Consider the following 22,765-nt stretch of genomic DNA (forward strand, 5'->3'; position numbering starts at 1 on the left):
ATGCAGGAATGCGGCGCCCCATAGATATTCTGCGCCGCTTGCGGCGGGCCGCCGGCCCGCTGCTCCTCAAAAACCCGCGATATCAGGCCTTTCGCGGGCTTTCGGTTGTAACCCTGGCGGCAATTTTGGCCCCGGCCCTGGCCGGATCGTCGGAACCGGTCGGCCTCGCCACGAGCCGCACCGACCTGACGCCGAAGGACCAGGCCCGCGTCCTTGCAGTTACCAGGCCAACCCAGGATTTCTCCAAGCCCGAATCCTTCGAAACGATGCAAGGCGGCGCCGGCACGTCGCGCAAGCAGGTCGACCGCGACGCCTTCTCGCAACCCTCTGAAAACATTACCTTCGAGGAACAGGGCAATTTCAAGCTCGGCAATGCGCTTTTCCGCAAGAACTGGGTGTCGTCGCCATCCTCGACCCAGGCCTCGGACGGTCTCGGACCCCTGTTCAACGAGCGCGCCTGCCAGAATTGCCATTTGAAGGATGGCCGCGGCCGCCCGCCGGCCGCCGACAGCCGCACCACGTCGATGTTCCTGCGGCTAGCGCGCGATGCGAGCACGGCCGAGGAAAAGACCGAGATCGCCGCGCACAAGGTGCTGAACTTCCCCGATCCGGTCTACGGCGCGCAGTTGCAGGGACTGGCGGTGCCCGGCCTCAAGGGCGAAGGCCGCATGTATGTCGACTATCGCGAGGAAAAGGTCACGCTCGGCGACGGCAGCCTGGTTTGGCTGCGCAAGCCGAGCTATTCGGTCGACGGGCTTGGCTACGGCCCGCTTGACCCGCGCACCACGCTGTCGCCGCGCCTGACGCCGCCAATGATCGGCCTTGGCCTGATCGAGCAGATCGCGCCGGCCGACCTCCTTGCCCATGCCGATCCCGACGACCGCGACGGCATTTCCGGCAAGCCCAACATGGTGCGTGACCTCAGCAGTGGGCAACTGACGCTTGGCCGCTTCGGTTGGAAGGCCCAGACCGCGTCGATCCGCCAGCAGGCGGCGGACGCCTTTGCCGGCGACATCGGCATTTCGACGCCGGAAGAGCCCAGTCACTGGGGCGATTGCACCGCAGCCGAAGAGGCCTGTTTGGCCATGCCCAATGGCGTGCAGAAGCGGCTCGGCCCGGTCGAGGCGCCACCACCGGTGATGGACCTCGTCACCTTCTATTCGCAGAACCTTGCGGTGCCGGCGCGGCGCGATGTCGGCGCACCCGCCGTGCTCGCCGGCAAGAAGCTGTTCTACGAGATGGGCTGCATTGCCTGTCATACGCCGAAATTCGTCACCATGCGCGGGAACAAGGCGCAGGCGTTCCAACTGATCTGGCCCTATTCCGACTTTCTGCTGCACGACATGGGGCCTGGCCTTGCCGACGGCCAGGCGGTGGGCGATGCCACGGGCAGTGAATGGCGCACCCCGCCGCTATGGGGCATCGGCCTGACAAAGACCGTCAACGGCAACGCTTTCTTCCTGCATGACGGGCGTGCGCGCACGCTTGCCGAAGCGATCCTGTGGCATGGTGGCGAGGGGCAGAAAGCGCGCGATCGCTTCGCCGCCGCCAATACGGCCGACCGCGATGCTCTCATCAAATTCCTGGAGTCATTCTGATGCTCAAGCGGGTTTTGCCTGTTCTACTCCTCCCATTGGCTCTGTTCGGTGCGTCCCCGGCATCGGCCTCGGTGAAAGCCTCCGACGTGATCCAAAGAGCGATCGACGGCTTTGTCCGCCCCGCCTATGCCAGCCTGCATGGCCATGCCGGCACCTTGGCGAAGGCCATGGACGCGCTCTGCCAGGCGCCGTCGCAGGGTAACCTCGATGCCGCGCATGCCGGATTCTCGGCCACGGTCGCAGCCTGGTCGTCGGCTGAAATCATCGGCTTCGGGCCAATCAAGGAGAACAACCGGCTGGAGCGCATGCTCTACTGGCCGGACCGAAAGAGCATCGGCCTGAAGCAGGTGCAGGCGGCGCTGGCCGGCAAGGATCCGACCGCCACCGATCCGGCGCAGCTGGCGGGCAAGAGTGTCGCGATGCAGGGATTAGGGGCGCTTGAGTTCGTGCTTTACGGCGACGGCGCCGAGACGCTCGTCGGCAAGGACGAGCCCTATCGCTGCGCCTATGGCGCGGCGATCGCCAAGAATATCGAGACCATGGCGGCCGATGTCGACGCCGCCTGGAAAAAACCGGACGGTTTTGCAGGCCTGTGGGCCAATCCCGGACCCGACAATGCGCTTTACCGCGACGGCACTGAAGCGGTGACCGAATTGGTCGGCGTGTTCATCAATGAACTCGAAATGGTGCGCGACGTGCGCCTCAAAGGTTTTCTCGGCGCCAAACCGCAGGGTGACAAGCCGAGGCAAGCGATCTACTGGCGCTCGCAAAACACCGGCCTTTCATTAGCCGGCAACCTCTCCGGCATTGATGCGCTGTTCCAGGCCTCGAAGCTCGGCGACGCGCTGCCCGAGGATAGCAGATGGATGGCGGAATCCATCCATATCCAGCTCATCAATGGCGTTGCCACTGCCAAATCCATCCAGGGTCGGATCGACAAGACGCTCGCCGATCCCGCGGAGCGCGGAAAACTCGAACATTTCGCGCTGATCACCTCCAGCCTGTCGGGCTTGATCGGCACCCGGCTAACCGCCGAGTTCGGCCTGACCGCCGGCTTTTCGTCACTGGACGGGGACTGACCAATGGTTGCGACACGCACGCCGCTGATGGACCGCCGCGATTTTCTCAGAGCTGCCGGCGCCGGCTTCGTCGCGTCAATGGCGCCGCGGGCCTGGGCGGACACGCTTGCCGCCGATGCCGTCTTTGCCACCGCCTTCGTCAAGCGCGACGGCAGCTTTGGCGCCGCTGTGTTGTCGGAAGCCGGAAAAGTATTGCATGCGATCGACCTGCCCGACCGTGGCCACGACGTCACCTTCGATCCGGTCTCGAAGCGCTCCGTGGTCTTCGCCCGGCAACCCGGCACCTTCGCCGTGGTCTTCGACCATGCCGGCCGCGAGCCGCCGCTGACCATCGCCAGCATCACCGGTCGGCATTTCTTCGGCCACGGTGTGTTTTCCACCGACGGCGCGCTGCTTTACGTCACCGAAAACAATTTCGACAATGCCGCCGGCGTCGTCGGGATCTACGACGCACGGGCCAAGTTCAGCCGCATCGGCGAGTTTCCGACCTATGGCATGGGGCCGCATGAGCTATTGCTGCTCGGAGACGGCCGGACGATCGCCATCGCCAATGGCGGCATCGAGACCCATCCCGACTATGGCCGCGCCGAGCTCAACATCGCCACCATGAAGCCGTCCTATGTGCTGGTCGATCGCACAACCGGCGATCTCATCGAAAAGCACGAACTGCCGCCGGCTCTGCACCAGCTGTCGATTCGCCACATGGATGCCGACCCCACAGGCACCATCTGGTTCGGCTGCCAGTACCGCGGGCCGGGCACCGAGCGGCCACCGCTGGTCGGCCGCGCCACGCGCGGCAAGGGGCTGCAGCTGCTCGACATGCCGCAGGACGTGCTATCCGGCTTCCGGAATTACATCGGCTCGGTCGCCGCCAACCCGATTGCCGGCACGGTCGCGGTGTCTTCGCCGGAAGGCAATTCGCTGGCCGTCATCGACGCCGCCAGCGGCAAGATCGTCGCCACCAAGGCGCTGGTCGAGGTCTGCGGCCTGGCGCCCGACGGCCCGGGCTTCATGGCAACCACGGGTGCCGGCGAAATCATCGAAGGCAGCGGCGCGACGCGCTCCGAGCCCGACTATGTCTGGGACAACCACATGCTGCGCATCGCGCCGGCGGCGTAAGCCGTCCGGCCTGCACCGAAGCGAAGCCGCTTAACAATTTACGCGCTGGCTCTTGCGGCGGCGCGCCGTGGCGGGCAGAGGGAGACTGTTTTTCGAACCGGTCGCCCATGAAACTGCTCGCCATCGACTGTGCCGCCAATCTCTGCGCCGCTTGCGTCTATGACGCATCGGGCGACAGAGAGCTCGGCCGCTCGGTACTCGATCTCGGCAAAGGCCACGCCGAACACCTGATGGCTGTCATTGACGAAGCGTTGAAAGCGGACGGCACCGATTATGCCGGCCTTGGCGCCGTTGCGGTCTCCATCGGTCCGGGTTCCTTCACCGGCCTGCGGGTGGGCGTCTCGGCGGCGCGCGGCCTGGCGCTGGCGCTGAAGATCCCGGCGATCGGGGTAACGACACTGGAGGCGCTGGCGGCCGAGGCGAGGGCGGCATTTCCCGGCCGCCCGATCCTGGCGGCTCTCGATGCAGGCCGCGAGGAGATCCATGCGGCGTTTTACGATGCGGAAGCGATTTTGCGCTATGGTCCGGCTGTGACCACACTTGCCCAAGCCGCGGGAATGGCGGCGGACAATCGTCCGGTGCTTGCCGGCACGGCCGCCGTGCAGATCGCAGCCGCGGCCGGTCGCGATTTCGATATCGGCCCGACGGCTGCCACCGCCGACATTGCCGTCTACGCCCGGCTCGCCGCTGCAAAAGGTGAGGGCGACAAGCCGAAGCCACTCTATCTGCGCGGCGCCGATGCCAAGGCGCAGGCCGGGTTCATCCTGTTGAGGCAGGAAAAGTGATGCGCATCCCTTTCCTCCAGCCGCGCCGCAGGGACTATGCGCTCGAGCCGCTGACCATCGCCGACAGCCCGGCAGCGTCGGTGCTGCACCGCGAGGATTTCGTCCGGCCCTGGACCGATGGCGAGTTCGCCGCGTTGCTCGAACAGGAAACCGTGTTCGGCTATGCCGCGCGCGAAATCGGCCAGGGCGCCAAGCCGCCGGTCGGCTTCGTGCTGGCCAGGCTTGCAGCCGGCGAGGGCGAGATTCTGACCGTGGCGGTGGCGCGCTCGCATCGCCGCCAGGGGCTCGGCTGGCAGTTGATGGACGCGGTACTGCGCGAATTGCATGCGCAGCGGGCCGAGGCGCTGTTCCTTGAGGTCGACGAGACCAATGTCGCTGCCATCGCCCTCTACCGGCGGCTGGGTTTCCGCCAGGTCGGCCACCGCGCCAATTATTACCGCTCGACCGAACATGGTCCTACCGGCGCGCTTGTCATGCGCCGCGATCTTCGCTAGCCAAAGTTTTGGGGCAGGGCCAAGCTGCATGATCGGAAAAATCAGGATCTTCCTGGCGCTGAGCCTCGTTGTCATCGGTTCGCTGGTCCTTGTGCCTTTGCAGCTGCTGTCGATGAAGACCGGAATCTGGCGCGAGACGGTCATTCTGAAGGCCTGGCACAGCCTCATCGTCCGGACGCTCGGCCTGCGCATCCATGTCAAAGGTGCGCTGTCCAGCCAGCGCCCGCTGCTGGTCGCCTCGAACCATATCTCCTGGACCGACATCATGGTGCTGGGCTCCTTTGCCGATGTGACCTTCATCGCTCGGGCGGACATGGAGGGATGGCCGCTGATCGGCTGGCTGTCGAAACTGCAGCGTACGGTCTTCATCGAACGCGAGCGCAAGCGGACAGCTGGCGACCAGGCCAGCGAGATCGCCAGCCGCATGGCCAAGGGCGACGCCATGGTGCTGTTTGCCGAGGGCTCTACCGGCGACGGCAACACCATCCTGCCGTTCAAGAGCACCTTGTTCGGCGCCGCCTCGATGGCGATTTCGGAAGGCGCGGCCGAGCAGGTCTTCATCCAGCCGCTGGCGATTGCCTACACGCGGGTGCACGGCGTGCCTCTCGGCCGTCGCCACCGGCCGCTCGCTGCCTGGATCGGCGATCAGGACCTGATGCCGCATCTCAAGGTGCTGATGGCCGAAGGCGCCATTGACGTCGAGGTGCATTTCGGCGAGCCCATCGCCTTTTCCAAGGGCTCGAACCGCAAGGAAACGTCGAGGCTGATGGAAAGCCAGGTGCGCGCCATGATGCAGGCCGCGCTCGCCGACCCGCGCCAGAGTCGGTAGCGCAACCTAGAATCGTCTGTTTTTTGTCACGGAAAGGCGTTAGAAGCCGCCGGATGGATTTGAACACGATAGAGCGGAACGAAACCGACAGCGCCTTGCAAAGCGCTGCTGTGGCGTCCGCCTCGGCCAAAAAGGTCTTCGTCAAGACCTATGGCTGCCAGATGAATGTCTATGACTCACAGCGCATGACCGATGCGCTGGCAGCCGACGGCTACACCGCGACCGATGTCATCGCCGACGCCGACCTGGTGCTGCTCAACACCTGCCATATCAGGGAGAAGGCGGCGGAAAAGGTCTATTCTGAGCTCGGCCGCATCCGCGACATGAAGGCTGAACGCGCAGCAGTTGGGCGCGAAATGCTGATCGGCGTCGCCGGTTGCGTCGCGCAGGCCGAAGGCGCGGAAATCATCCGCCGTTCGCCTGCTGTCGATCTGGTCATCGGCCCGCAGACCTATCACCGGCTGCCCGATGTGCTGGCCCGGGTGCGTGGCGGCGAGAAGATCGTCGAGACCGAATACGCCATCGAGGACAAGTTCGAGCATCTGCCGCAGCCGAAGCGTGCCGAAATGATCAAGCGCGGCGTCACCGCCTTCCTCACGGTGCAGGAAGGCTGCGACAAATTCTGCACCTTCTGCGTCGTGCCCTATACCAGGGGCTCGGAAGTGTCGCGGCCGGTGGCGCAGATCGTCGCCGAAGCCGAGCGGCTGGCCGATGCCGGTGTGCGCGAGGTGACGCTGCTGGGGCAGAACGTCAATGCATGGCACGGCAAGGGTGAGGATGGCATGGAATGGGGGCTTGGTCGCCTGCTGTTCCGGCTAGCCGAGATTCCCGGCTTGGCGCGGCTGCGCTACACCACCAGCCATCCGCGCGACATGGACGACGAATTGATCGCTGCCCATCGTGACCTCCCGGCTTTGATGCCTTATCTGCACCTGCCGGTGCAATCCGGGTCAGACCGCATCCTCAAGGCGATGAACCGCAGGCACACGGCCAAGGACTATCTGGCGCTGCTCGAGCGCATCCGCGCTGCACGCGGCGACATCGCGCTGTCCGGTGACTTCATCGTCGGCTTCCCCGGCGAAACCGAGGCCGATTTCGAGGCGACGATGGGTCTGGTGCGCCAGGTGAACTACGCCTCGGCCTTCTCGTTCAAATATTCGCCGCGTCCCGGCACGCCGGGCGCCGATATGCCCGATCACGTGCCGGAAGCGGTCAAGGATGAACGCTTGCAACAGCTGCAGGCATTGTTGCTCAAGCAGCAGCAGGATTTCGGCCTGGGCCTGGTCGGCAGCACCATCGACACGCTGATCGAGAAGCCCGGCCGTCAGGCCGGCCAGAAGGTCGGCCGCTCGCCTTGGCTGCAGCCGGTTATTGTTGATGAAAAGGCCGGCGAAATCGGTGACATTATCCGGGTGCGAATCACGAAGACGGGCTACAATAGCCTGTTCGCCGAGTTGGCTTGATGGCCTCGGCAGATGAGGAGAGACGGTTGAGCGCTGCTGAAGTGAAGACTCTGCCCCAGAACCAGACATCCGGGGCCTCTGACATGGCGCACATCGTTCTGACTTTCGACAACAACAAGCTTGCCAGCGCCCTGTACGGCCAGTTCGACGAGAACCTGGCCCGGCTCGAGCAGAAGCTCGGCGTCGACATCCGCTCGCGCGGCAACCAGTTGACCATCAAGGGCTCGGCCTCGGCGGCCGAACAGGCGCGCCGCGCACTCGACAATCTCTACGGCATTCTCCAGAAGGGCACCGACATTGGCCAGTCCGACGTCGATGGCGCCGTGCGCATGGCCATTGCCGCCGACGACCAGCTGACGCTGCCGACGCTGGAACGCAAGGGCAAGGTTTCGGCCGCCCAGATCTCCACCCGCAAGAAGACGATCTATGCCCGTTCGCTCAACCAGGACGCCTATATGCGGGCGCTGGAGCGTTCGGAACTTGTCTTCGGCATTGGCCCCGCCGGCACCGGCAAGACCTATCTGGCGGTGGCGCATGCGGCGATGCTGCTCGAACGCGGCATGGTCGAGCGCATCATCCTGTCACGGCCGGCGGTCGAGGCCGGCGAGCGGCTGGGTTTTCTGCCCGGCGATATGAAGGAAAAGGTCGATCCGTATCTGCGGCCGCTCTATGACGCGCTTTACGACATGATGCCGGCCGACAAGGTCGAGCGCGCCATTGCCGCCGAGGTCATCGAGATCGCGCCGCTGGCCTTCATGCGCGGCCGCACGCTGGCGCATGCCGCCGTCATCCTCGACGAGGCGCAGAACACCACGCCGATGCAGATGAAGATGTTTTTGACCCGCCTCGGCGAGAATTCGCGCATGATCGTCACCGGCGATCCGACGCAGATCGATCTGCCTCCAAGCACCAAGTCGGGCCTCGTCGAAGCCTTGCGTGTCCTTGACGGCGTGGCGGGCGCGGTAACCGTGCGCTTCAACGATGTCGACGTTGTGCGCCACCCGCTGGTGGCCGAAATCGTCAGGGCCTATGACCGCGACGCCAAGCTGGCGCGCGGCCTCGGCGCCGAGAGCTGATGTGACGATGCGGGCTCATGCCTGAAGACATAAGACCTGGCGGCGGGGATAGTTCGGTTCCCGTCGAGATCGATATGTCGGTCGAGGCCGGCGACTGGCCCGATGAGGCGGCGCTGACGCGTCTGGTCGATCGCGCCGTGTCGGCTGCCTTTGCCGAAACCGCTGCTGCCGGTCCTTCCGAACTCAGCATCGTCTTTTCCGACGATGCCCATATCCGTACCCTCAATGCCGGCTGGCGCGGCAAGGACAAGGCGACCAACGTCTTGTCTTTCCCTGTTTTTCCGTTCCCCAGGGGTGGCAAGCTGCCGCCCATGCTGGGTGACATCGTGCTGGCCGCCGAGACGGTGGCGCGCGAAGCAGCCCTGGAAGACAAGCCCTTCGAGAACCATATCACCCATCTCGTCATCCACGGCCTGCTGCATTTGCTGGGCTACGATCACGAGACCGATGCAGAGGCCGATGAGATGGAAGCCATCGAGCGCTCAGCGCTCGCAAGGCTTGCCATTCCCGATCCCTACACGTAATGACAAAAGACCAATTGACCGGACGACGATGAACGACAAACCAGAAACTGCCGCCCGCCCCGAGGCTGGCAGTGCGACAAAGCCTTCCGATACGACGGAAGAGGGATCGAGTCCGAGTCCCAGTTCCGGCAGCCCCGCTTCTGGTGGCATTGCCAGCGAGCCATCGCCTGCCGGTCCGTCCCTGTTCGACCGCGTCTTGGGCCTTTTCAGGCAGCGGAACGGCACCAGCCTGCGCGAGGAAATCGCCGGCGCGCTTGCCGAAACGACCAGCGATGCCGGGTCTTTCTCGCCCGGCGAACGCGCCATGCTCAACAACATATTGCGCCTGCGCGAGGTACGCGTCGAGGACGTCATGGTGCCGCGCGCCGATATTGAGGCCGTCGAGATCACCACGACGTTGGGCGATCTGCTCGGTCTGTTCGAGCAGTCCGGCCATTCCCGCATGCCGGTCTATTCCGAGACGCTCGACGATCCGCGCGGCATGGTTCACATCCGCGACGTGCTGGCCCACATCACCAAGGTCGCCCGGGTCAAGAAGGGCAGAACATCCAGGAAGACGCCGGCAACGACGCTTCTCGACCTCGCCCAGGTCGATCTCGGCCGCACCATCGGCGACCTCAATCTGATCCGCCCGGTGCTTTTCGTGCCGCCCTCGATGCTTGCCTCCGACCTGATGGGCCATATGCAGACGACGCGAACCCAGATGGCGCTGGTCATCGACGAATATGGCGGCACCGATGGTCTCGCCTCGCTGGAAGACATCGTCGAGATGGTCGTCGGCGATATCGAGGACGAGCATGACGAGGACGAGCCGCTGATCACCCAGACCGGCGAGGGCGTGTTCGTCGTCGACGGCAAGGCCGAGATCGACGAGGTCGCCAAGATGATCGGCGAGGACTTTACCGCCGGTGAGCATGGTGAATATGTCGACACGATCGGCGGCATGATCTTCAACACGCTGGGCCGCGTGCCCGCGCGTGGTGAGGTTGTGCAAGCCATCCCCGGCTTCGAATTCCACGTGCTCGACGCCGATCCGCGCCGCGTCAAGCGGGTGCGCATCGTCCAGAACCAGAAGGGCGAGCGTCGCCGCCGCGTGACCGCCCCCCGCACCGAGCAGGCCTAGGACAGAACGTCGCCCGGCCGATGACGATCGACGATCCCTTCAAGCACTCAACCTTTGGCTCGGGTGTGTTCTACAAGGACCCGCGAGCCGCATTGAAATGGCTCGAAACGGCCTTCGGCTTCGAGCCGAGCATGGTGGTCAGCGACGCCGACGGACGGCTGGTCCATGCCGAAATGCGTTTTGGCGACGGCTACATCATCGTCGATTCCGAATGGGCCGATCATATTGCCAGTCCGGTAAGCGTCGGCGGCAAGAACACTCAGTCGGTCTGTGTGCATCTGAAAGACGGCCTGGACGTGCATTGTGAGCGGGCAATGGCGGCTGGAGCCCAAATCGTCGAGGAGCCTGCCGCCCATTTCTACGGCGAACGGCAGTATCGGGCGCGCGACCCCGAAGGCCATGTCTGGACCTTCACCCAGACCGTGCGCACCGTGCCGCGCGAGGAGGCCGCACCTGAGCGGGCTCACCATCGAGGGATGGCACCGATAGCGCAGCGATCGGCCGGTTCGCGTTTCAATAAATCTGATAAATCTTGGCTCCTGATTCGCGCGACTTGGGAAGTCTGTATGGAGCGCCTTGCCGGCCGGATAATTCTGCTTTGGGGCTGGCGACGCGCGCTGGTGGCGTTTCTTGCCGGGGCGCTGGCGGTGCTCGCCCAGGCGCCTTACGATTTCTTCGCCGTCTGTTTCGTCTCGTTTCCACTGCTGGTCTGGCTGCTCGACGGCGCCACCGGCGAGGCTTCCGACGGCTGGCTCAGGCGCCTGCGGCCGACTTTTGCCATCGGCTGGTGGTTCGGTTTCGGCTATTTCCTCGCCGGCCTGTGGTGGATCGGCGAGGCGCTTCTGGTCGAGGCCGACAGTTTCGCCTGGGCCTTACCCTTCGCGGTCGTCGGCATTCCTTTGGCGCTGGCATTTTTCTACGGCTTCGCCGCCGTCGTCGCGCGGCTGTTATGGACCAACGATATTGGCCGCGTTGCCGCCCTTGCCTTTGCTTTTGGCCTGACGGAATGGCTGCGCGGCTTCCTGTTCACCGGCTTTCCCTGGAATGCCGTCGGCTATGCGGCGATGCCCGTGCCGCTGTTGATGCAAAGCGTGTCGGTGACCGGCATGGTCGGCATGAACGCGCTGGCGGTCTTTGTCTTCGCCATGCCGGCCTTGCTTGCAGCACGCCGGCATGTCCGTCTCGGTGTGGTCCTGCTTGCCATTCTCGTCGCCGCCCATGCTGGCTTCGGCTATTTCAGGCTCGCGACCCCCGACAAGCCGACAACCCGCACTCTCGATGTCCGTATCGTGCAACCGGATGTCGACCTCAGCGAAAAATGGGACGCCTCGGTGCGCGACCGCATCTTCGCCACGATGATGGGCCTGTCGGCCGCAGCGCCCGATCCCGGCCATAACAAACCGCAGTTGATCCTGTGGCCGGAGACCTCGGTACCCTTCCTGTTCACCGAGCGTCCGGACGCGCTGACCGCGGTCGGCGACATGCTGCAGCCTGGTCAGATGCTGATTGCCGGCGTCGTGCGCGAGGAGCGCGGATCCGGGGCGGATGCCGACAGCCGCTACTACAATTCGGTGGTGGCGATCGATGACAAGGGCGAAATCGCTGATGCCGTCGACAAGGTCCATCTGGTCCCGTTCGGCGAGTATCTGCCGTTTTCCGGTCTGCTCAGCCGCTTCGGCATCGGACAGCTCGTCGCCGGGCCGATGAATTTCGCCGCCGGCAACGAGCGCCATCCGATCGCTTTGCCCGGCGGCATCAGCGCCTTGCCGTTTATTTGCTACGAGGTGATCTTTCCTGATCTTGTGGCTGTTGACGCAACGTCATCCCAGCTTATTGTGAACGTCACCAACGACGCATGGTTCGGCGACACGCCTGGGCCGTACCAGCATTTCAGGCAGGCTCAGATTCGCGCGGTGGAAAACGGATTGCCGCTGTTGCGCGCCGCCAACAACGGCATTTCCGCCGTTGTCGATACGCGGGGACGCATCGTCGACGCATTGGCGGTCGATGCACGTGGCGCCATCGACGTGCGGGTGCCGATCTCCGGCCAAGCCTTCATCTCCGCCGCGGGGCGGCGCATTAACGGAATGCTGATCATGTTGGTGTTTGCCGCAATCGCCCTCAGCTTGAACGTAAGGCAACGGCTACGGGTGAATTGACAGTCGACACATTAGAAACTCATACTGTTACCGCCTAATTTTCTCGAAGTCGGTTGGTGTTTCTGTTGGGGCAGTTGGCTCCGGCTTCGTTTGGGCGAGAAAAATAGAAAAGGCCGGAAAAATTCGGCGAGGAAAAAATGACAGAAGAAAACAAGAAGAAACCGAATCCGATCGACATCCATGTCGGAAGTCGCGTCCGCCTTCGGCGCAATATGCTTGGAATGAGCCAGGAAAAGCTTGGTGAAAATCTCGGTATTACGTTTCAGCAGATCCAAAAATATGAAAAAGGAACGAACCGCGTCGGCGCCAGCCGTCTGCAGGCAATAGCCTCGATACTCAGCGTGCCTGTCGCCTTCTTTTTCGAGGATGCGCCAGGGCAGGAGCCGGTGGGTAATAGAGGATTTGCCGAGGACACTTCGATGGCTTTCGCCGTCGAATTCTGCGGCAGTCCGGAAGGGCTTCAGCTCAACCGCGCGTTCGTCAAGATCGCGGATGTGAAGGTGCGCCGCCGGATTATCGACCTTGTGAAGTCCCTTTCTGCCGAAGATGCCGAGTGATTCGGTGGGTCGATTGACCCATTGGCCCCAGTAATCCCCCGGGCCCGAGTAGCCCAGAGGCTCGACTGCCGGCGGCGCCAAGCCGCCGGTGGTACAAGATATATTGCTGCGGCACTCATGCCAGAACCGCGGCACCGCTTGACGAGCGGCGCCCGGCACCGTTAACACGTGGCGCGCCAAAATCGGCAGCCCTGCCGATCGTTTTTTCAAGAGGGGACACCCGTGACGCGGCAGAACTACTTCTTCACCTCGGAATCCGTGGCCGAGGGTCATCCCGATAAAGTCTGTGACCGCATCTCGGACGAGATCGTCGATCTGGTCTATCGCGAGGCCAAGAAGACCGGCATGGACCCGTGGAAAGTCCGCGTCGCCTGCGAGACGCTCGCAACCACCAACCGCGTCGTCATCGCCGGCGAAGTAAGGGTTCCCGATACTCTGCTGAAGCGGGACAAAGCCGGCAACATCCTCAAGGACGCCGCCGGGCATTCGGTCGTCAACCCGGCCAAGTTCAAGTCGGTCGCCCGCAAGGCGATCCGCGAAATCGGCTACGAGCAGGCCGGCTTCCACTGGAAGACGGCAAAGATCGAGGTTCTGCTGCACGGCCAGTCGCCCGACATCGGCCAGGGAGTCGACAACGCCGCCGACCGCCAGGGCGAAGAGGGTGCCGGCGACCAGGGCATCATGTTCGGCTATGCCTGCCGCGAGACCCCGGACCTGATGCCGGCGCCGATCTATTACAGCCACAAGATTCTCGAACTGCTCGCCGCTGCCCGTCACGAAAACAACGGCGAAGCCGGCAAGCTCGGACCCGACGCCAAGAGCCAGGTCACCGTTCGCTATGTCGATGGCAAAGCCGCCGAAGCGACGCAGATCGTGCTGTCGACGCAGCATCTCGACGCGACCTGGGATTCCAAGAAGGTCCGCAAGGTCGTTGAGCCTTACATCCGTGAGGCGCTCGGCGACCTCAAGATCGCCGACGATTGCATGTGGTACATCAACCCGACGGGCAAGTTCGTCATCGGTGGACCGGACGGCGACGCCGGCCTGACCGGCCGCAAGATCATCGTCGACACCTACGGTGGTGCTGCCCCGCACGGCGGCGGCGCCTTCTCCGGCAAGGACACCACCAAGGTCGACCGCTCCGCCGCCTATGCGGCGCGCTATCTCGCCAAAAATGTAGTGGCGGCCAAGCTCGCCGACCGCTGCACCATCCAGCTGTCCTACGCCATCGGCGTTGCCCAGCCGCTGTCGGTCTATGTCGACCTGCACGGCACCGGCAAGGTCGACGAGGCCAAGCTCGAGGAAGCGCTGCGCACGGTGATGGATTTGTCGCCATCCGGCATCCGCAGGCATCTCGACCTCAACAAGCCGATCTACGCAAAGACCTCGTCCTACGGCCATTTCGGCCGCAAGGCCGGCCGAGACGGGTCCTTCTCCTGGGAAAAGACCGATCTGGCCAAGGCGCTCAAGGACGCGATCGCTGCTTAGGCATGATTCCAAAAAGTGGGTACCGGTTTTTTGGAAAAGATCGTGCTCCAACAAAGGATTAGATTGAGATGAGATTTCAGCCAAATCTCATCTCAATCCCAAATCTCATCTCAATCTAAGCGCGGCGCGCGACCAGGCCATGGATCCACAGGACAGGCGGAGCCGCGCGACCGAAGGGTTCTTCGGCCGCCGGCACGGCAAGACCATTCGCCCGCAGCAGGCGGCGGCGCTGGAAAGCGGTCTTGGGGCCTATGGCCTCGACCTCTCCGTCCAGGCACCGGCAGAATTGCGCGCGCTATTCTCAGCGGATGTTTCAACGGTTCGGCTGGAAATCGGCTTCGGCGGCGGTGAGCATCTGCTGCACCGTGCCACGGAGGCACCGGCGACCGGGTTCATCGGTGTCGAGCCGTTCGTCAACGGCATGGCCAAGCTGATGATGGCGGTGCGGGAAAAGCCGCTTGCCAATCTTCGCGTTTATGACGACGACGCCACGCGCCTGCTCGACTGGCTGCCGCAGGCGTCGCTCGACGGCATCGATCTGCTCTACCCCGATCCCTGGCCGAAGAAAAAGCATTGGAAGCGGCGCTTTGTCAGCCCGCTCAACCTCGATCGGTTCGCGCGCGTGCTGAAGCCGGGCGGAAGCTTCCGCTTCGCCTCCGACATCGACACCTATGTGAACTGGACCTTGTTGCACTGCCGGGCGCATGGTGCGCTCCTATGGCAAGCGGAGGACGCAGCCGACTGGCACCGGCCCTATGAGAGCTGGCCGGGCACACGCTACGAAGCAAAAGCCATTCGCGAGGGTCGACGGCCGGCCTATCTCACCTTCATCAGAAAATAGTTCGATGCGGGAAAGTGTCCCGCATCAACAGCCGGTCTGGCTTCAGAAACGGCCGATCTTGCCGAAAGCGGTCGGGTCCATGCCGAGCCGGCGCAGATCGTTGGCGCGCGGCTTGCGGCCGGCTTCGACGGCCCGCGAGGCGGCAACGGCGCTGCCGAACAGGGCAAAGGCCCCGCCTATGGCGGAAAACACGGTACGGTTGCTCATTGTCTTGACCTTTCGCGCGCCACCGCGCGCTCATCTTTGATTTGTGCAGTGCACCATAGATAGCGATGTGACATCCGAGATCACAGGGCCGTTACCGCATAGCCGGCATGCGCCCCGCGCAATCCTGCCAGCCGTCGCCGGCTGCACTCTGCCCGGCCCGTTAACAGACTTGAAACACTGGCCGGGGTCGTTTATATCAGCCTCAAATTCTTGGTCGGTATGACGAAGAGTGGGTCCACCCGGTCCCGCTCTTTTTATTACCTGCCGGTCAGCCATCAGCAAAGAGATGGTTCGGGACGACGATCATCCTGATCCAGAGAACGACAGGAACCGCATGACTGCAACGGCAAGCGAAGCCGACGACCGCATCATCCGCGAAAGCGGTATCGATGCGCGCATCGCGCTGGTCGTTCAGCCGGTGTTGCGAGGCATTGGCTTCCGTCTCGTGCGGGTGCATCTGTCGGGCCAGAACGGCCTGACGCTGCAGATCATGGCCGAACGCGAAGACGGCACCATGACCGTCGAGGATTGCGAAGAGGTCAGCCGCGCTGTGTCGCCGGCGCTCGACGTCGATGACCCGATCGAGAAGGCCTATCATCTCGAAGTGTCGTCGCCGGGCATCGACCGGCCGCTGGTACGCAAGTCGGATTTCGTCACCTGGACCGGCCATCTTGTGAAGATGGAAACCTCGGTGCCGGTCGCCGACCGCAAGCGCTTCAAGGGCAAGATCGCCGAAGCCGGCGAAGACGACATGCTGCTCGAGCGCGACAAGGCCGCCTACGGCGAAGAGCCGACGGTTCGCATTCCTTATGACGCGATCGCCGATGTGCGGCTGATCCTCACCGACGACCTTATTCGCGATGCCCTTTCGAAGGACAACCGGGAACGCAAGGAAGCCAAGAAACGCCGCGGCGAACCTGATGACGCACCCGAAGGTGCTGAAGGCGGCGCGGAAGACGAAATCGAACAGGAACTATGATGAGCGGCCGGGCCTAAAAGCTCGGCAACAAGCTCGGGAGAAATAAGATGGTTGTAAGCGCCAACAGACTTGAACTGCTGCAGATCGCCGACGCGGTGGCGCGTGAAAAGTCGATCGACAAGTCGATCGTCATTGCCGCCATGGCTGATGCGATCCAGAAGGCCGCGCGCTCGCGCTACGGCCAGGAAACCAACATCCGCGCCGACATCAACGCCAACACCGGCGAGATGAAGCTGCAGCGGCTGATGGAAGTGGTCGAGAAGGTCGACGACTACGCCACCCAGATCGCCATTTCCTCGGCCCGCGAGCGCAATCCGGACGCCCAGCTTGGCGACTTCATCGCCGAACAGCTGCCGCCAATGGATTTCGGCCGCATCGCCGCCCAGTCAGCCAAGCAGGTCATCGTGCAGAAAGTGCGCGAGGCCGAGCGCGACCGCCAGTATGACGAATACAAGGACCGCATCGGCGAGATCGTCAACGGCACCGTCAAGCGCGTCGAATATGGCAACGTCATCGTCGATCTCGGCCGTGGCGAGGCGATTATCCGCCGCGACGAGCTGATCCCGCGTGAAAACTACAAGTACGGCGACCGCGTCCGCGCCTATGTCTACGACGTGCGCCGCGAACAGCGCGGCCCGCAGATATTCCTGTCGCGCACCCATCCGCAGTTCATGGCCAAGCTCTTCACCATGGAAGTGCCGGAAATCTATGACGGCATCATCGAGATCAAGTCGGTCGCCCGCGACCCAGGCTCGCGCGCTAAGATCGCCGTCATTTCGCGTGACTCGTCGATCGATCCGGTCGGCGCCTGCGTCGGTATGCGCGGCAGCCGCGTCCAGGCCGTGGTCGGCGAATTGCAGGGCGAAAAGATCGACATCATTCCGTGGTCGCCTTCGGCCGCCTCCTTCATCGTCAACGCGCTGCAGCCGGCGGAAGTCGCCAAGGTGGTGCTCGACGAGGATGCCGAGCGCATCGAAGTGGTGGTTCCCGACGACCAGCTGTCGCTGGCCATCGGCCGTCGCGGCCAGAACGTGCGTCTTGCCTCGCAGCTCACCGGCTGGGACATCGACATCCTGACCGAGGCCGAGGAGTCTGAGCGCCGCCAGAAGGAATTCGTCGAACGCTCGTCGCTGTTCATGGAAGCCCTTGATGTCGACGAGATGGTCGGCCAGGTGTTGGCCTCCGAAGGCTTCACCAGCGTCGAGGAAGTTGCCTACGTCGATTCGGGCGAGATCGCCTCGATCGACGGTTTCGACGAAGACACCGCTTCGGAGATCCAGACCCGCGCCCGCGAATATCTGGAGAAGATCGAAGCCGAGCATGACGACAAGCGCAAGGCGCTGGGCGTCACCGACGAACTGCGCGAGATCCCTGGCGTCACCACCGCCATGATGGTGACGCTCGGCGAGGATGGCGTGAAGACGATCGAGGATTTCGCCGGCTATGCCGCCGACGACCTGACCGGCTGGAAGGAACGCAAGGACGGCGAGACCAAGGTATTCCCGGGTGTGCTCGCCAATCACGGCGTGTCGCGCGCCGACGCCGAGCAGATGGTTCTGGCAGCCCGCCTCAAGGCCGGCTGGATCACCGAAGACGAGCTTGCAGCCGAACAGGTCCCGGCTGACGAAGCCGTTGGTGCGTGAGGTGAAACCGCATCGCACACAACCCGCCCCAGGACGAGATGAACGATCGCACCTGCATCGTCACGCGCAAGCAAGCCGAGCCGGATGAGCTGATCCGTTTCGTCGTCGGCCCGGATTCGGCCGTCGTTCCTGACCTGAAGAGAAATCTGCCCGGCCGTGGTTGTTGGGTGAGCGCCGACCGCCTACATATCGACAAGGCGGCGGCGAAGAACCTGTTTGCCCGCGCCTTCAAGGCGCAGGTCGTCGTGCCGCCCGATCTCGGCGGCATGGTCGACGGACTGCTTGCACGATCCGCTTTGGGTATGCTTGGCCTTGCCCGCAAGGCTGGCTCGATCGCACTCGGCGCAACCAAGGTCGAGAGCGCGGTGCGCTCGGGGTTGGCGCTTTTCGTGCTCCACGCGACCGAGGCATCCGACGATGGCGTGCGCAAGATCAGTCAGGCGCGGCGGGCAACTGTCCACCTCGGCGGGCCTGCAGTCCTTGCCTACAAACTTTTCTCCGAGGCCGAGTTGAGCTTGGCATTGGGGGGTACAAATGTGATACATGCTGCCGTTCTCGCGGGAGACGCGGGCAAGGCGGTTGAGAGGCGCATGGTTGCGCTCGACCGATATCGGGGCGGAACCCCCGACGATCTGGCAATGCTTGCGGCCGTTGCTGACGAAGATGATGCTGCAGAGGATATGGAATGAGCGATACGAAATCGGGCGACGATAAGACGTTGAGTGTTACACCGAAGAAGACCTTGACGCTGAAGCGCCCCGGTACCGAGCAGAGCGTCGTGCGACAGAATTTCTCGCATGGCCGCACCAAGCAGGTCCAGGTCGAGATCAAGAAGCGCAAATTCTCCATGCCCGGCGACAAGCCGGAGCCGGTGGCTGCACCCGTATTTACGCCCAAGCCCGCGGTAGTGGCAGCCCCCGTCGTGCAGGAAGCGCCCAAGGCGCCGCCTCCGCCGCCCCCGGCCGAACGCGGCGGCATGGTGCTGAACGAACTGTCGCGCAATGAGATGGAAGCGCGCCGCAGGGCGCTCGAAGGCTCCAAGGTTCGCGACGTCGAGGACCGCCAACGCGCCATCGAAGAGGCCAAGCGCCGCAACGAGGATGAGGAACGCCGCAAGCGCGAGCGCGAGGAATCCGCGCGCCGTCAGGCCGAGGAAGAAGCCCGCCTGCAGACCGAGGCCGAGTCCCGCCGCCGCGCCGAGGAAGAAGCGCGCCGCCGCGCGCCGCAGGCTGCCGAGCTTGTGGCGTCGGACGATGAGGAAGAGGTCAAGCCGAAGCGCACCGCCGCCGGCGCCCCGGTACGCCGTCCGGTTACGCCCGAAGTGGCGCGCCCGGCCAAGCCGACCAAGGCCGAGGAAGACCGTCGTCGCGGCAAGCTGACCCTCAACACGGCTCTTTCCGACGAGGACGCGCGCGCCCGCTCGCTGTCGTCGATGCGTCGCCGCCAGGAAAAATTCAAGCGCGCGATGCATAATGAGCCGCGCGAGAAGGTTATGCGCGAAGTGATCCTGCCTGAAACCATCACCATCCAGGAACTGGCGCAGCGCATGTCCGAGCGCGCTGTCGATGTGGTCAAGTACTTCATGAAGCAGGGCCAGATCCTGAAGCCGGGCGACATCATCGACGCCGACACGGCCGAGCTGGTCGCCACAGAATTCGGCCACACGGTCCGCCGCGTCGCCGAGTCCGACATCGAGGAAGGCCTGTTCAACATTGCCGACAATGCCGAGGACCTGGTGTCGCGGCCGCCTGTCGTGACCATCATGGGCCATGTCGACCACGGCAAGACCTCGCTGCTCGACGCCATCCGCAATGCCAATGTCGTCTCCGGCGAAGCCGGCGGCATCACCCAGCATATCGGCGCCTACCAGGTCGAGAAGAACGGTCAGAAGATCACCTTCATCGACACGCCCGGTCACGCCGCCTTCACGGCGATGCGCGCCCGCGGCGCTCAGGCGACCGACATCGCCATCCTGGTGGTGGCGGCCGACGACAGCGTCATGCCGCAGACCATCGAATCGATCAGCCATGCCAAGGCGGCCGGCGTTCCGATCATCGTGGCGATCAACAAGATCGACAAGCATGATGCCGATCCGCAGAAGGTTCGGTCGGAACTGCTGCGCCATGAGGTGTTCGTCGAATCGATGGGCGGTGAAGTGCTGGACGTCGAAGTGTCGGCGACCAAGGGCACCAACCTCGACAAGCTGTTGGAAGCGATCCTGCTGCAGGCCGAAATCCTCGACCTCAAGGCCAATCCGGACCGTACCGCCGAAGGCGTGGTCATCGAAGCCCAGCTCGACAAGGGCCGTGGCCCCGTCGCCACCGTACTGGTGCAGACCGGCACTTTGATGCCGGGCGACATCCTCGTCGCCGGCAACGAATGGGGCCGGGTGCGCGCGCTGGTCAATGACCGTGGCGAGCAGATCAAGGAGGCTCCGCCGGCAATGCCGGTCGAGGTGCTTGGCCTGCAGGGCACGCCGCAAGCCGGCGACCGCTTCGCTGTCGTCAACAACGAGGCCCGCGCCCGTGAGATCACCGAATATCGCCAGCGTCTGGCGCGCGAGAAGGCAGTGGCTCGCCATGCCGGCCAGCGCGGCTCGCTCGAACAGATGATGTCGCAGCTGCAGACGAGCGGGTTGAAGGAATTCCCGCTGGTCATCAAGGGCGACGTGCAGGGTTCGATCGAGGCGATCAACGCCGCTCTCGACAAGCTTGGCACCGACGAGGTGCGTGCGCGCATCGTTCATGCCGGCGCCGGCGCCATCACCGAAAGCGACGTGTCGCTGGCGGAGACCTCGGGGGCCGCGATCATCGGCTTCAACGTCCGTGCCAACGTGCAGGCACGTGCGGCCGCGGCGGCCGCGGGCATCGAAATCCGCTACTACTCGATCATCTACAACCTCGTCGACGATGTGAAGGCAGCACTTTCCGGCCTGCTGTCGCCGGAACGCCGCGAGACCTTCATCGGTAATGCCGAGATCCTCGAGATCTTTGACATCACCAAGGTCGGCAAGATCGCCGGCTGCCGTGTCACCGAAGGCAAGGTCGAGCGTGGAGCGGGCGTGCGCCTGATCCGCGACAACGTCGTCATCCATGAAGGCACGCTGAAGACCCTCAAGCGCTTCAAGGACGAAGTCGCGGAAGTTCCGGGCGGCCAGGAGTGCGGCATGGCCTTCCAGAACTACGAGGACATGCGCGTTGGCGACATCATCGAGTGCTTCCGCGTCGAGATGGTGACCCGGACGCTCTGAGTTCGTATACTGTCGATACGACCGGGCGGTGGTCGAAAGACCGCCGCCCTAACTTTAATGCCTGTCGCCCAAAAGTGCGGGATAAACGACATGCATAGAACAAATATGAGACATGGCGGCACCGTCCCATCCCGCGCCTCACGCTTTCCGGATTGAGAAAAATGCCCCGTCCAACCGCCTCCAGCCCATCCCAGCGCATGCTTCGCGTCGCCGAACAGGTGCGCCATGCGCTGTCGGAAACCTTGCAGCGCGGCGAGATTATCGACCCGCTGATCGAGAACACCGTGGTTTCGGTCTCGGAAGTGCGCATGTCGACTGATCTGAGGGTCGCCACTGCCTTCGTTTCGCCGCTCGGCGCCAAGGACACGGGTGCGGTCATCGACGCGCTCAACAAGCATGCGAAGTTCGTCCGTGGCCGCGTCTCCGGCGCGCTCCGCCAGATGAAGTTCATGCCGGAGTTCCGCTTCAAGCTCGATACGTCCTTCGACAATTTCGCCAGGATCAACGATTTGCTGAAATCGCCCGAAGTCGCGCGAGACTTGGGTGCCGATGGCGAAGACAACGACAAGGACGAGAAATAGTGGGGCGCCGCGGCAAGAAGAAGGGACGGCCGATCTCCGGCTGGGTGGTGCTGGACAAGCCGGTTGGCATGGGTTCGACCGAAGCCGTCTCCAAGATCAAATGGCTTTTCCAGGCAGAAAAGGCCGGCCATGCCGGCACGCTCGACCCGCTGGCCTCTGGCATGCTGCCGATCGCGCTCGGCGAGGCAACCAAGACCGTGCCTTATGTGCAGGACGGCGCCAAAATCTACCGGTTCACCGTCGCCTGGGGCGAGGAGCGTTCGACCGACGATCTCGAAGGCCCGGTGACGCAAAGTTCCGACCGCCGTCCGGCGGAAAACGATGTCAGGGCGCTGCTGCCGAACTACACCGGCGTCATCATGCAGACACCGCCGCAATTCTCGGCCATCAAGATATCAGGCGAACGCGCCTACGATCTCGCCCGTGGGGCGAGACAGTCGACATCCCCGCGCGCGAGATCGAGATCGGCCGTCTGGACATCGTCGAGCACGCTGCCGACCACACTTCGTTCGAGGTCGAATGCGGCAAAGGCACCTATGTGCGCTCGCTGGCCCGCGACATGGGCCGCGACCTCGGCTGCTTCGGCCACATCGCTGAACTACGCCGGGTCGAGGTCGAGCCGTTCACCCAGGAGGATTTCGTCACCGTCGCCGAACTGGAAGCCGCCCGTTTCGGCGAACAGCGCGAAGCTGACAAAGAGGGCGACGCCGATGTTTCCGACGCGCCGATCGACTTTGGCGCCATCGATGCGCTGCTTGTCGACACGGCCGCCGCGCTCGACTGCCTGCCCCAGATCGCCATCAGCGACGAAGCGGCGACCAAGATCCGCCTTGGCAATCCCGTCATCATCCGCGGCCGCGACGCGCCCGTGGAAGCCGAGGAAGCCTGCGCCACCGCGCGCGGCAAGCTTGTCGCCATCGGCGCCATCGAGCAAGGCATGTTCAAGCCGAAGCGGGTCTTTGTCGGCTGA

The 22,765-nt window shown here is 63.8% G+C and carries 20 protein-coding genes and 2 pseudogenes; 21 read left to right on the plus strand and 1 reads right to left on the minus strand.

Annotation, left to right across the window (positions count from 1 at the left end; genetic code table 11):
* Positions 1 to 8: 8 nt before the first annotated feature.
* From NLY44_RS26110 to trmB, 15 genes and pseudogenes are all read left to right on the plus strand, one after another.
* On the plus strand, positions 9 to 1,598 hold the full coding sequence (locus NLY44_RS26110; protein ID WP_023703488.1) for a di-heme oxidoreductase family protein: 1,590 nt from the start codon (positions 9 to 11) through the stop codon (positions 1,596 to 1,598).
* Positions 1,598 to 2,677 carry an imelysin family protein gene (locus NLY44_RS26115; RefSeq protein WP_023682016.1) on the plus strand — a complete coding sequence of 360 codons (1,080 nt, stop codon included), beginning with the start codon at positions 1,598 to 1,600 and terminating at the stop codon, positions 2,675 to 2,677. The genes NLY44_RS26110 and NLY44_RS26115 overlap by 1 nt, the downstream gene beginning before the upstream one ends.
* 3 nt (positions 2,678 to 2,680) lie before the next feature.
* Positions 2,681 to 3,796 (plus strand): DUF1513 domain-containing protein, encoded by a 1,116-nt coding sequence (locus NLY44_RS26120; RefSeq protein ID WP_023669540.1) that lies wholly within the window; start codon positions 2,681 to 2,683, stop codon positions 3,794 to 3,796.
* Positions 3,797 to 3,903: 107 nt separating this feature from the next.
* Complete coding sequence (gene tsaB / locus NLY44_RS26125) at positions 3,904 to 4,581, plus strand: tRNA (adenosine(37)-N6)-threonylcarbamoyltransferase complex dimerization subunit type 1 TsaB (protein WP_023711441.1); 678 nt, start codon at positions 3,904 to 3,906, stop codon at positions 4,579 to 4,581.
* On the plus strand, positions 4,581 to 5,075 hold the full coding sequence (gene rimI, locus NLY44_RS26130) for a ribosomal protein S18-alanine N-acetyltransferase (RefSeq protein ID WP_023669542.1): 495 nt from the start codon (positions 4,581 to 4,583) through the stop codon (positions 5,073 to 5,075). Before tsaB ends, rimI begins: the two co-directional genes overlap by 1 nt.
* A gap of 28 nt (positions 5,076 to 5,103) precedes the next feature.
* The gene (gene olsA / locus NLY44_RS26135; protein ID WP_023696735.1) at positions 5,104 to 5,904 is read left to right on the plus strand and encodes a lyso-ornithine lipid O-acyltransferase; all 801 of its coding nucleotides are present in this window, start codon (positions 5,104 to 5,106) and stop codon (positions 5,902 to 5,904) included.
* Positions 5,905 to 5,957: 53 nt separating this feature from the next.
* Complete coding sequence (gene miaB, locus NLY44_RS26140) at positions 5,958 to 7,367, plus strand: tRNA (N6-isopentenyl adenosine(37)-C2)-methylthiotransferase MiaB (RefSeq protein ID WP_023688746.1); 1,410 nt, start codon at positions 5,958 to 5,960, stop codon at positions 7,365 to 7,367.
* A gap of 83 nt (positions 7,368 to 7,450) precedes the next feature.
* The gene (locus NLY44_RS26145) at positions 7,451 to 8,443 is read left to right on the plus strand and encodes a PhoH family protein (RefSeq protein ID WP_027049340.1); all 993 of its coding nucleotides are present in this window, start codon (positions 7,451 to 7,453) and stop codon (positions 8,441 to 8,443) included.
* A gap of 17 nt (positions 8,444 to 8,460) precedes the next feature.
* Positions 8,461 to 8,967 (plus strand): rRNA maturation RNase YbeY, encoded by a 507-nt coding sequence (gene ybeY, locus NLY44_RS26150; protein WP_023669546.1) that lies wholly within the window; start codon positions 8,461 to 8,463, stop codon positions 8,965 to 8,967.
* A 28-nt stretch (positions 8,968 to 8,995) separates the two neighbouring features.
* Positions 8,996 to 10,090, plus strand: coding sequence for a hemolysin family protein (locus NLY44_RS26155; protein WP_023669547.1), 1,095 nt, complete (start codon positions 8,996 to 8,998; stop codon positions 10,088 to 10,090).
* Positions 10,091 to 10,110: 20 nt separating this feature from the next.
* Positions 10,111 to 10,491 (plus strand): annotated as a pseudogene (locus tag NLY44_RS26160) (VOC family protein); the annotation flags it as partial.
* Between the two features lie 165 nt (positions 10,492 to 10,656).
* The gene (gene lnt / locus NLY44_RS26165; RefSeq protein ID WP_023669549.1) at positions 10,657 to 12,249 is read left to right on the plus strand and encodes an apolipoprotein N-acyltransferase; all 1,593 of its coding nucleotides are present in this window, start codon (positions 10,657 to 10,659) and stop codon (positions 12,247 to 12,249) included.
* Between the two features lie 137 nt (positions 12,250 to 12,386).
* Entirely contained in the window at positions 12,387 to 12,806 is a 420-nt protein-coding gene (locus tag NLY44_RS26170) for a helix-turn-helix domain-containing protein (protein ID WP_023669550.1), read from the plus strand.
* A 222-nt stretch (positions 12,807 to 13,028) separates the two neighbouring features.
* A complete protein-coding gene (metK, locus tag NLY44_RS26175; protein WP_023669551.1) occupies positions 13,029 to 14,294 on the plus strand; it encodes a methionine adenosyltransferase in 1,266 nt (421 codons plus the stop codon).
* 139 nt (positions 14,295 to 14,433) lie between these two features.
* Complete coding sequence (gene trmB, locus NLY44_RS26180; protein ID WP_023806298.1) at positions 14,434 to 15,135, plus strand: tRNA (guanine(46)-N(7))-methyltransferase TrmB; 702 nt, start codon at positions 14,434 to 14,436, stop codon at positions 15,133 to 15,135.
* A 42-nt stretch (positions 15,136 to 15,177) separates the two neighbouring features.
* Here trmB and NLY44_RS26185 read toward each other — a convergent pair whose 3' ends face one another.
* Entirely contained in the window at positions 15,178 to 15,342 is a 165-nt protein-coding gene (locus NLY44_RS26185; RefSeq protein WP_023806297.1) for a hypothetical protein, read from the minus strand.
* A gap of 334 nt (positions 15,343 to 15,676) precedes the next feature.
* Here NLY44_RS26185 and rimP point away from each other — a divergent pair, with 334 nt between their 5' ends.
* From rimP to truB, 6 genes and pseudogenes are all read left to right on the plus strand, one after another.
* Positions 15,677 to 16,321: a ribosome maturation factor RimP gene (gene rimP, locus NLY44_RS26190; RefSeq protein ID WP_023806296.1), complete on the plus strand. Its 645-nt coding sequence runs from the start codon at positions 15,677 to 15,679 to the stop codon at positions 16,319 to 16,321.
* A gap of 47 nt (positions 16,322 to 16,368) precedes the next feature.
* On the plus strand, positions 16,369 to 17,964 hold the full coding sequence (gene nusA / locus NLY44_RS26195) for a transcription termination factor NusA (protein WP_023669555.1): 1,596 nt from the start codon (positions 16,369 to 16,371) through the stop codon (positions 17,962 to 17,964).
* Positions 17,965 to 18,002: 38 nt separating this feature from the next.
* Complete coding sequence (locus tag NLY44_RS26200; RefSeq protein WP_023669556.1) at positions 18,003 to 18,653, plus strand: RNA-binding protein; 651 nt, start codon at positions 18,003 to 18,005, stop codon at positions 18,651 to 18,653.
* On the plus strand, positions 18,650 to 21,214 hold the full coding sequence (gene infB / locus NLY44_RS26205; RefSeq protein ID WP_023669557.1) for a translation initiation factor IF-2: 2,565 nt from the start codon (positions 18,650 to 18,652) through the stop codon (positions 21,212 to 21,214). Before NLY44_RS26200 ends, infB begins: the two co-directional genes overlap by 4 nt.
* 161 nt (positions 21,215 to 21,375) lie before the next feature.
* The gene (gene rbfA, locus NLY44_RS26210) at positions 21,376 to 21,795 is read left to right on the plus strand and encodes a 30S ribosome-binding factor RbfA (RefSeq protein ID WP_023669558.1); all 420 of its coding nucleotides are present in this window, start codon (positions 21,376 to 21,378) and stop codon (positions 21,793 to 21,795) included.
* Positions 21,795 to 22,765 (plus strand): annotated as a pseudogene (gene truB, locus NLY44_RS26215) (tRNA pseudouridine(55) synthase TruB). The gene rbfA and the pseudogene truB overlap by 1 nt, the downstream one beginning before the upstream one ends.

The organism is Mesorhizobium sp. C089B (assembly GCF_030323125.1).
Taxonomy (GTDB): domain Bacteria; phylum Pseudomonadota; class Alphaproteobacteria; order Rhizobiales; family Rhizobiaceae; genus Mesorhizobium.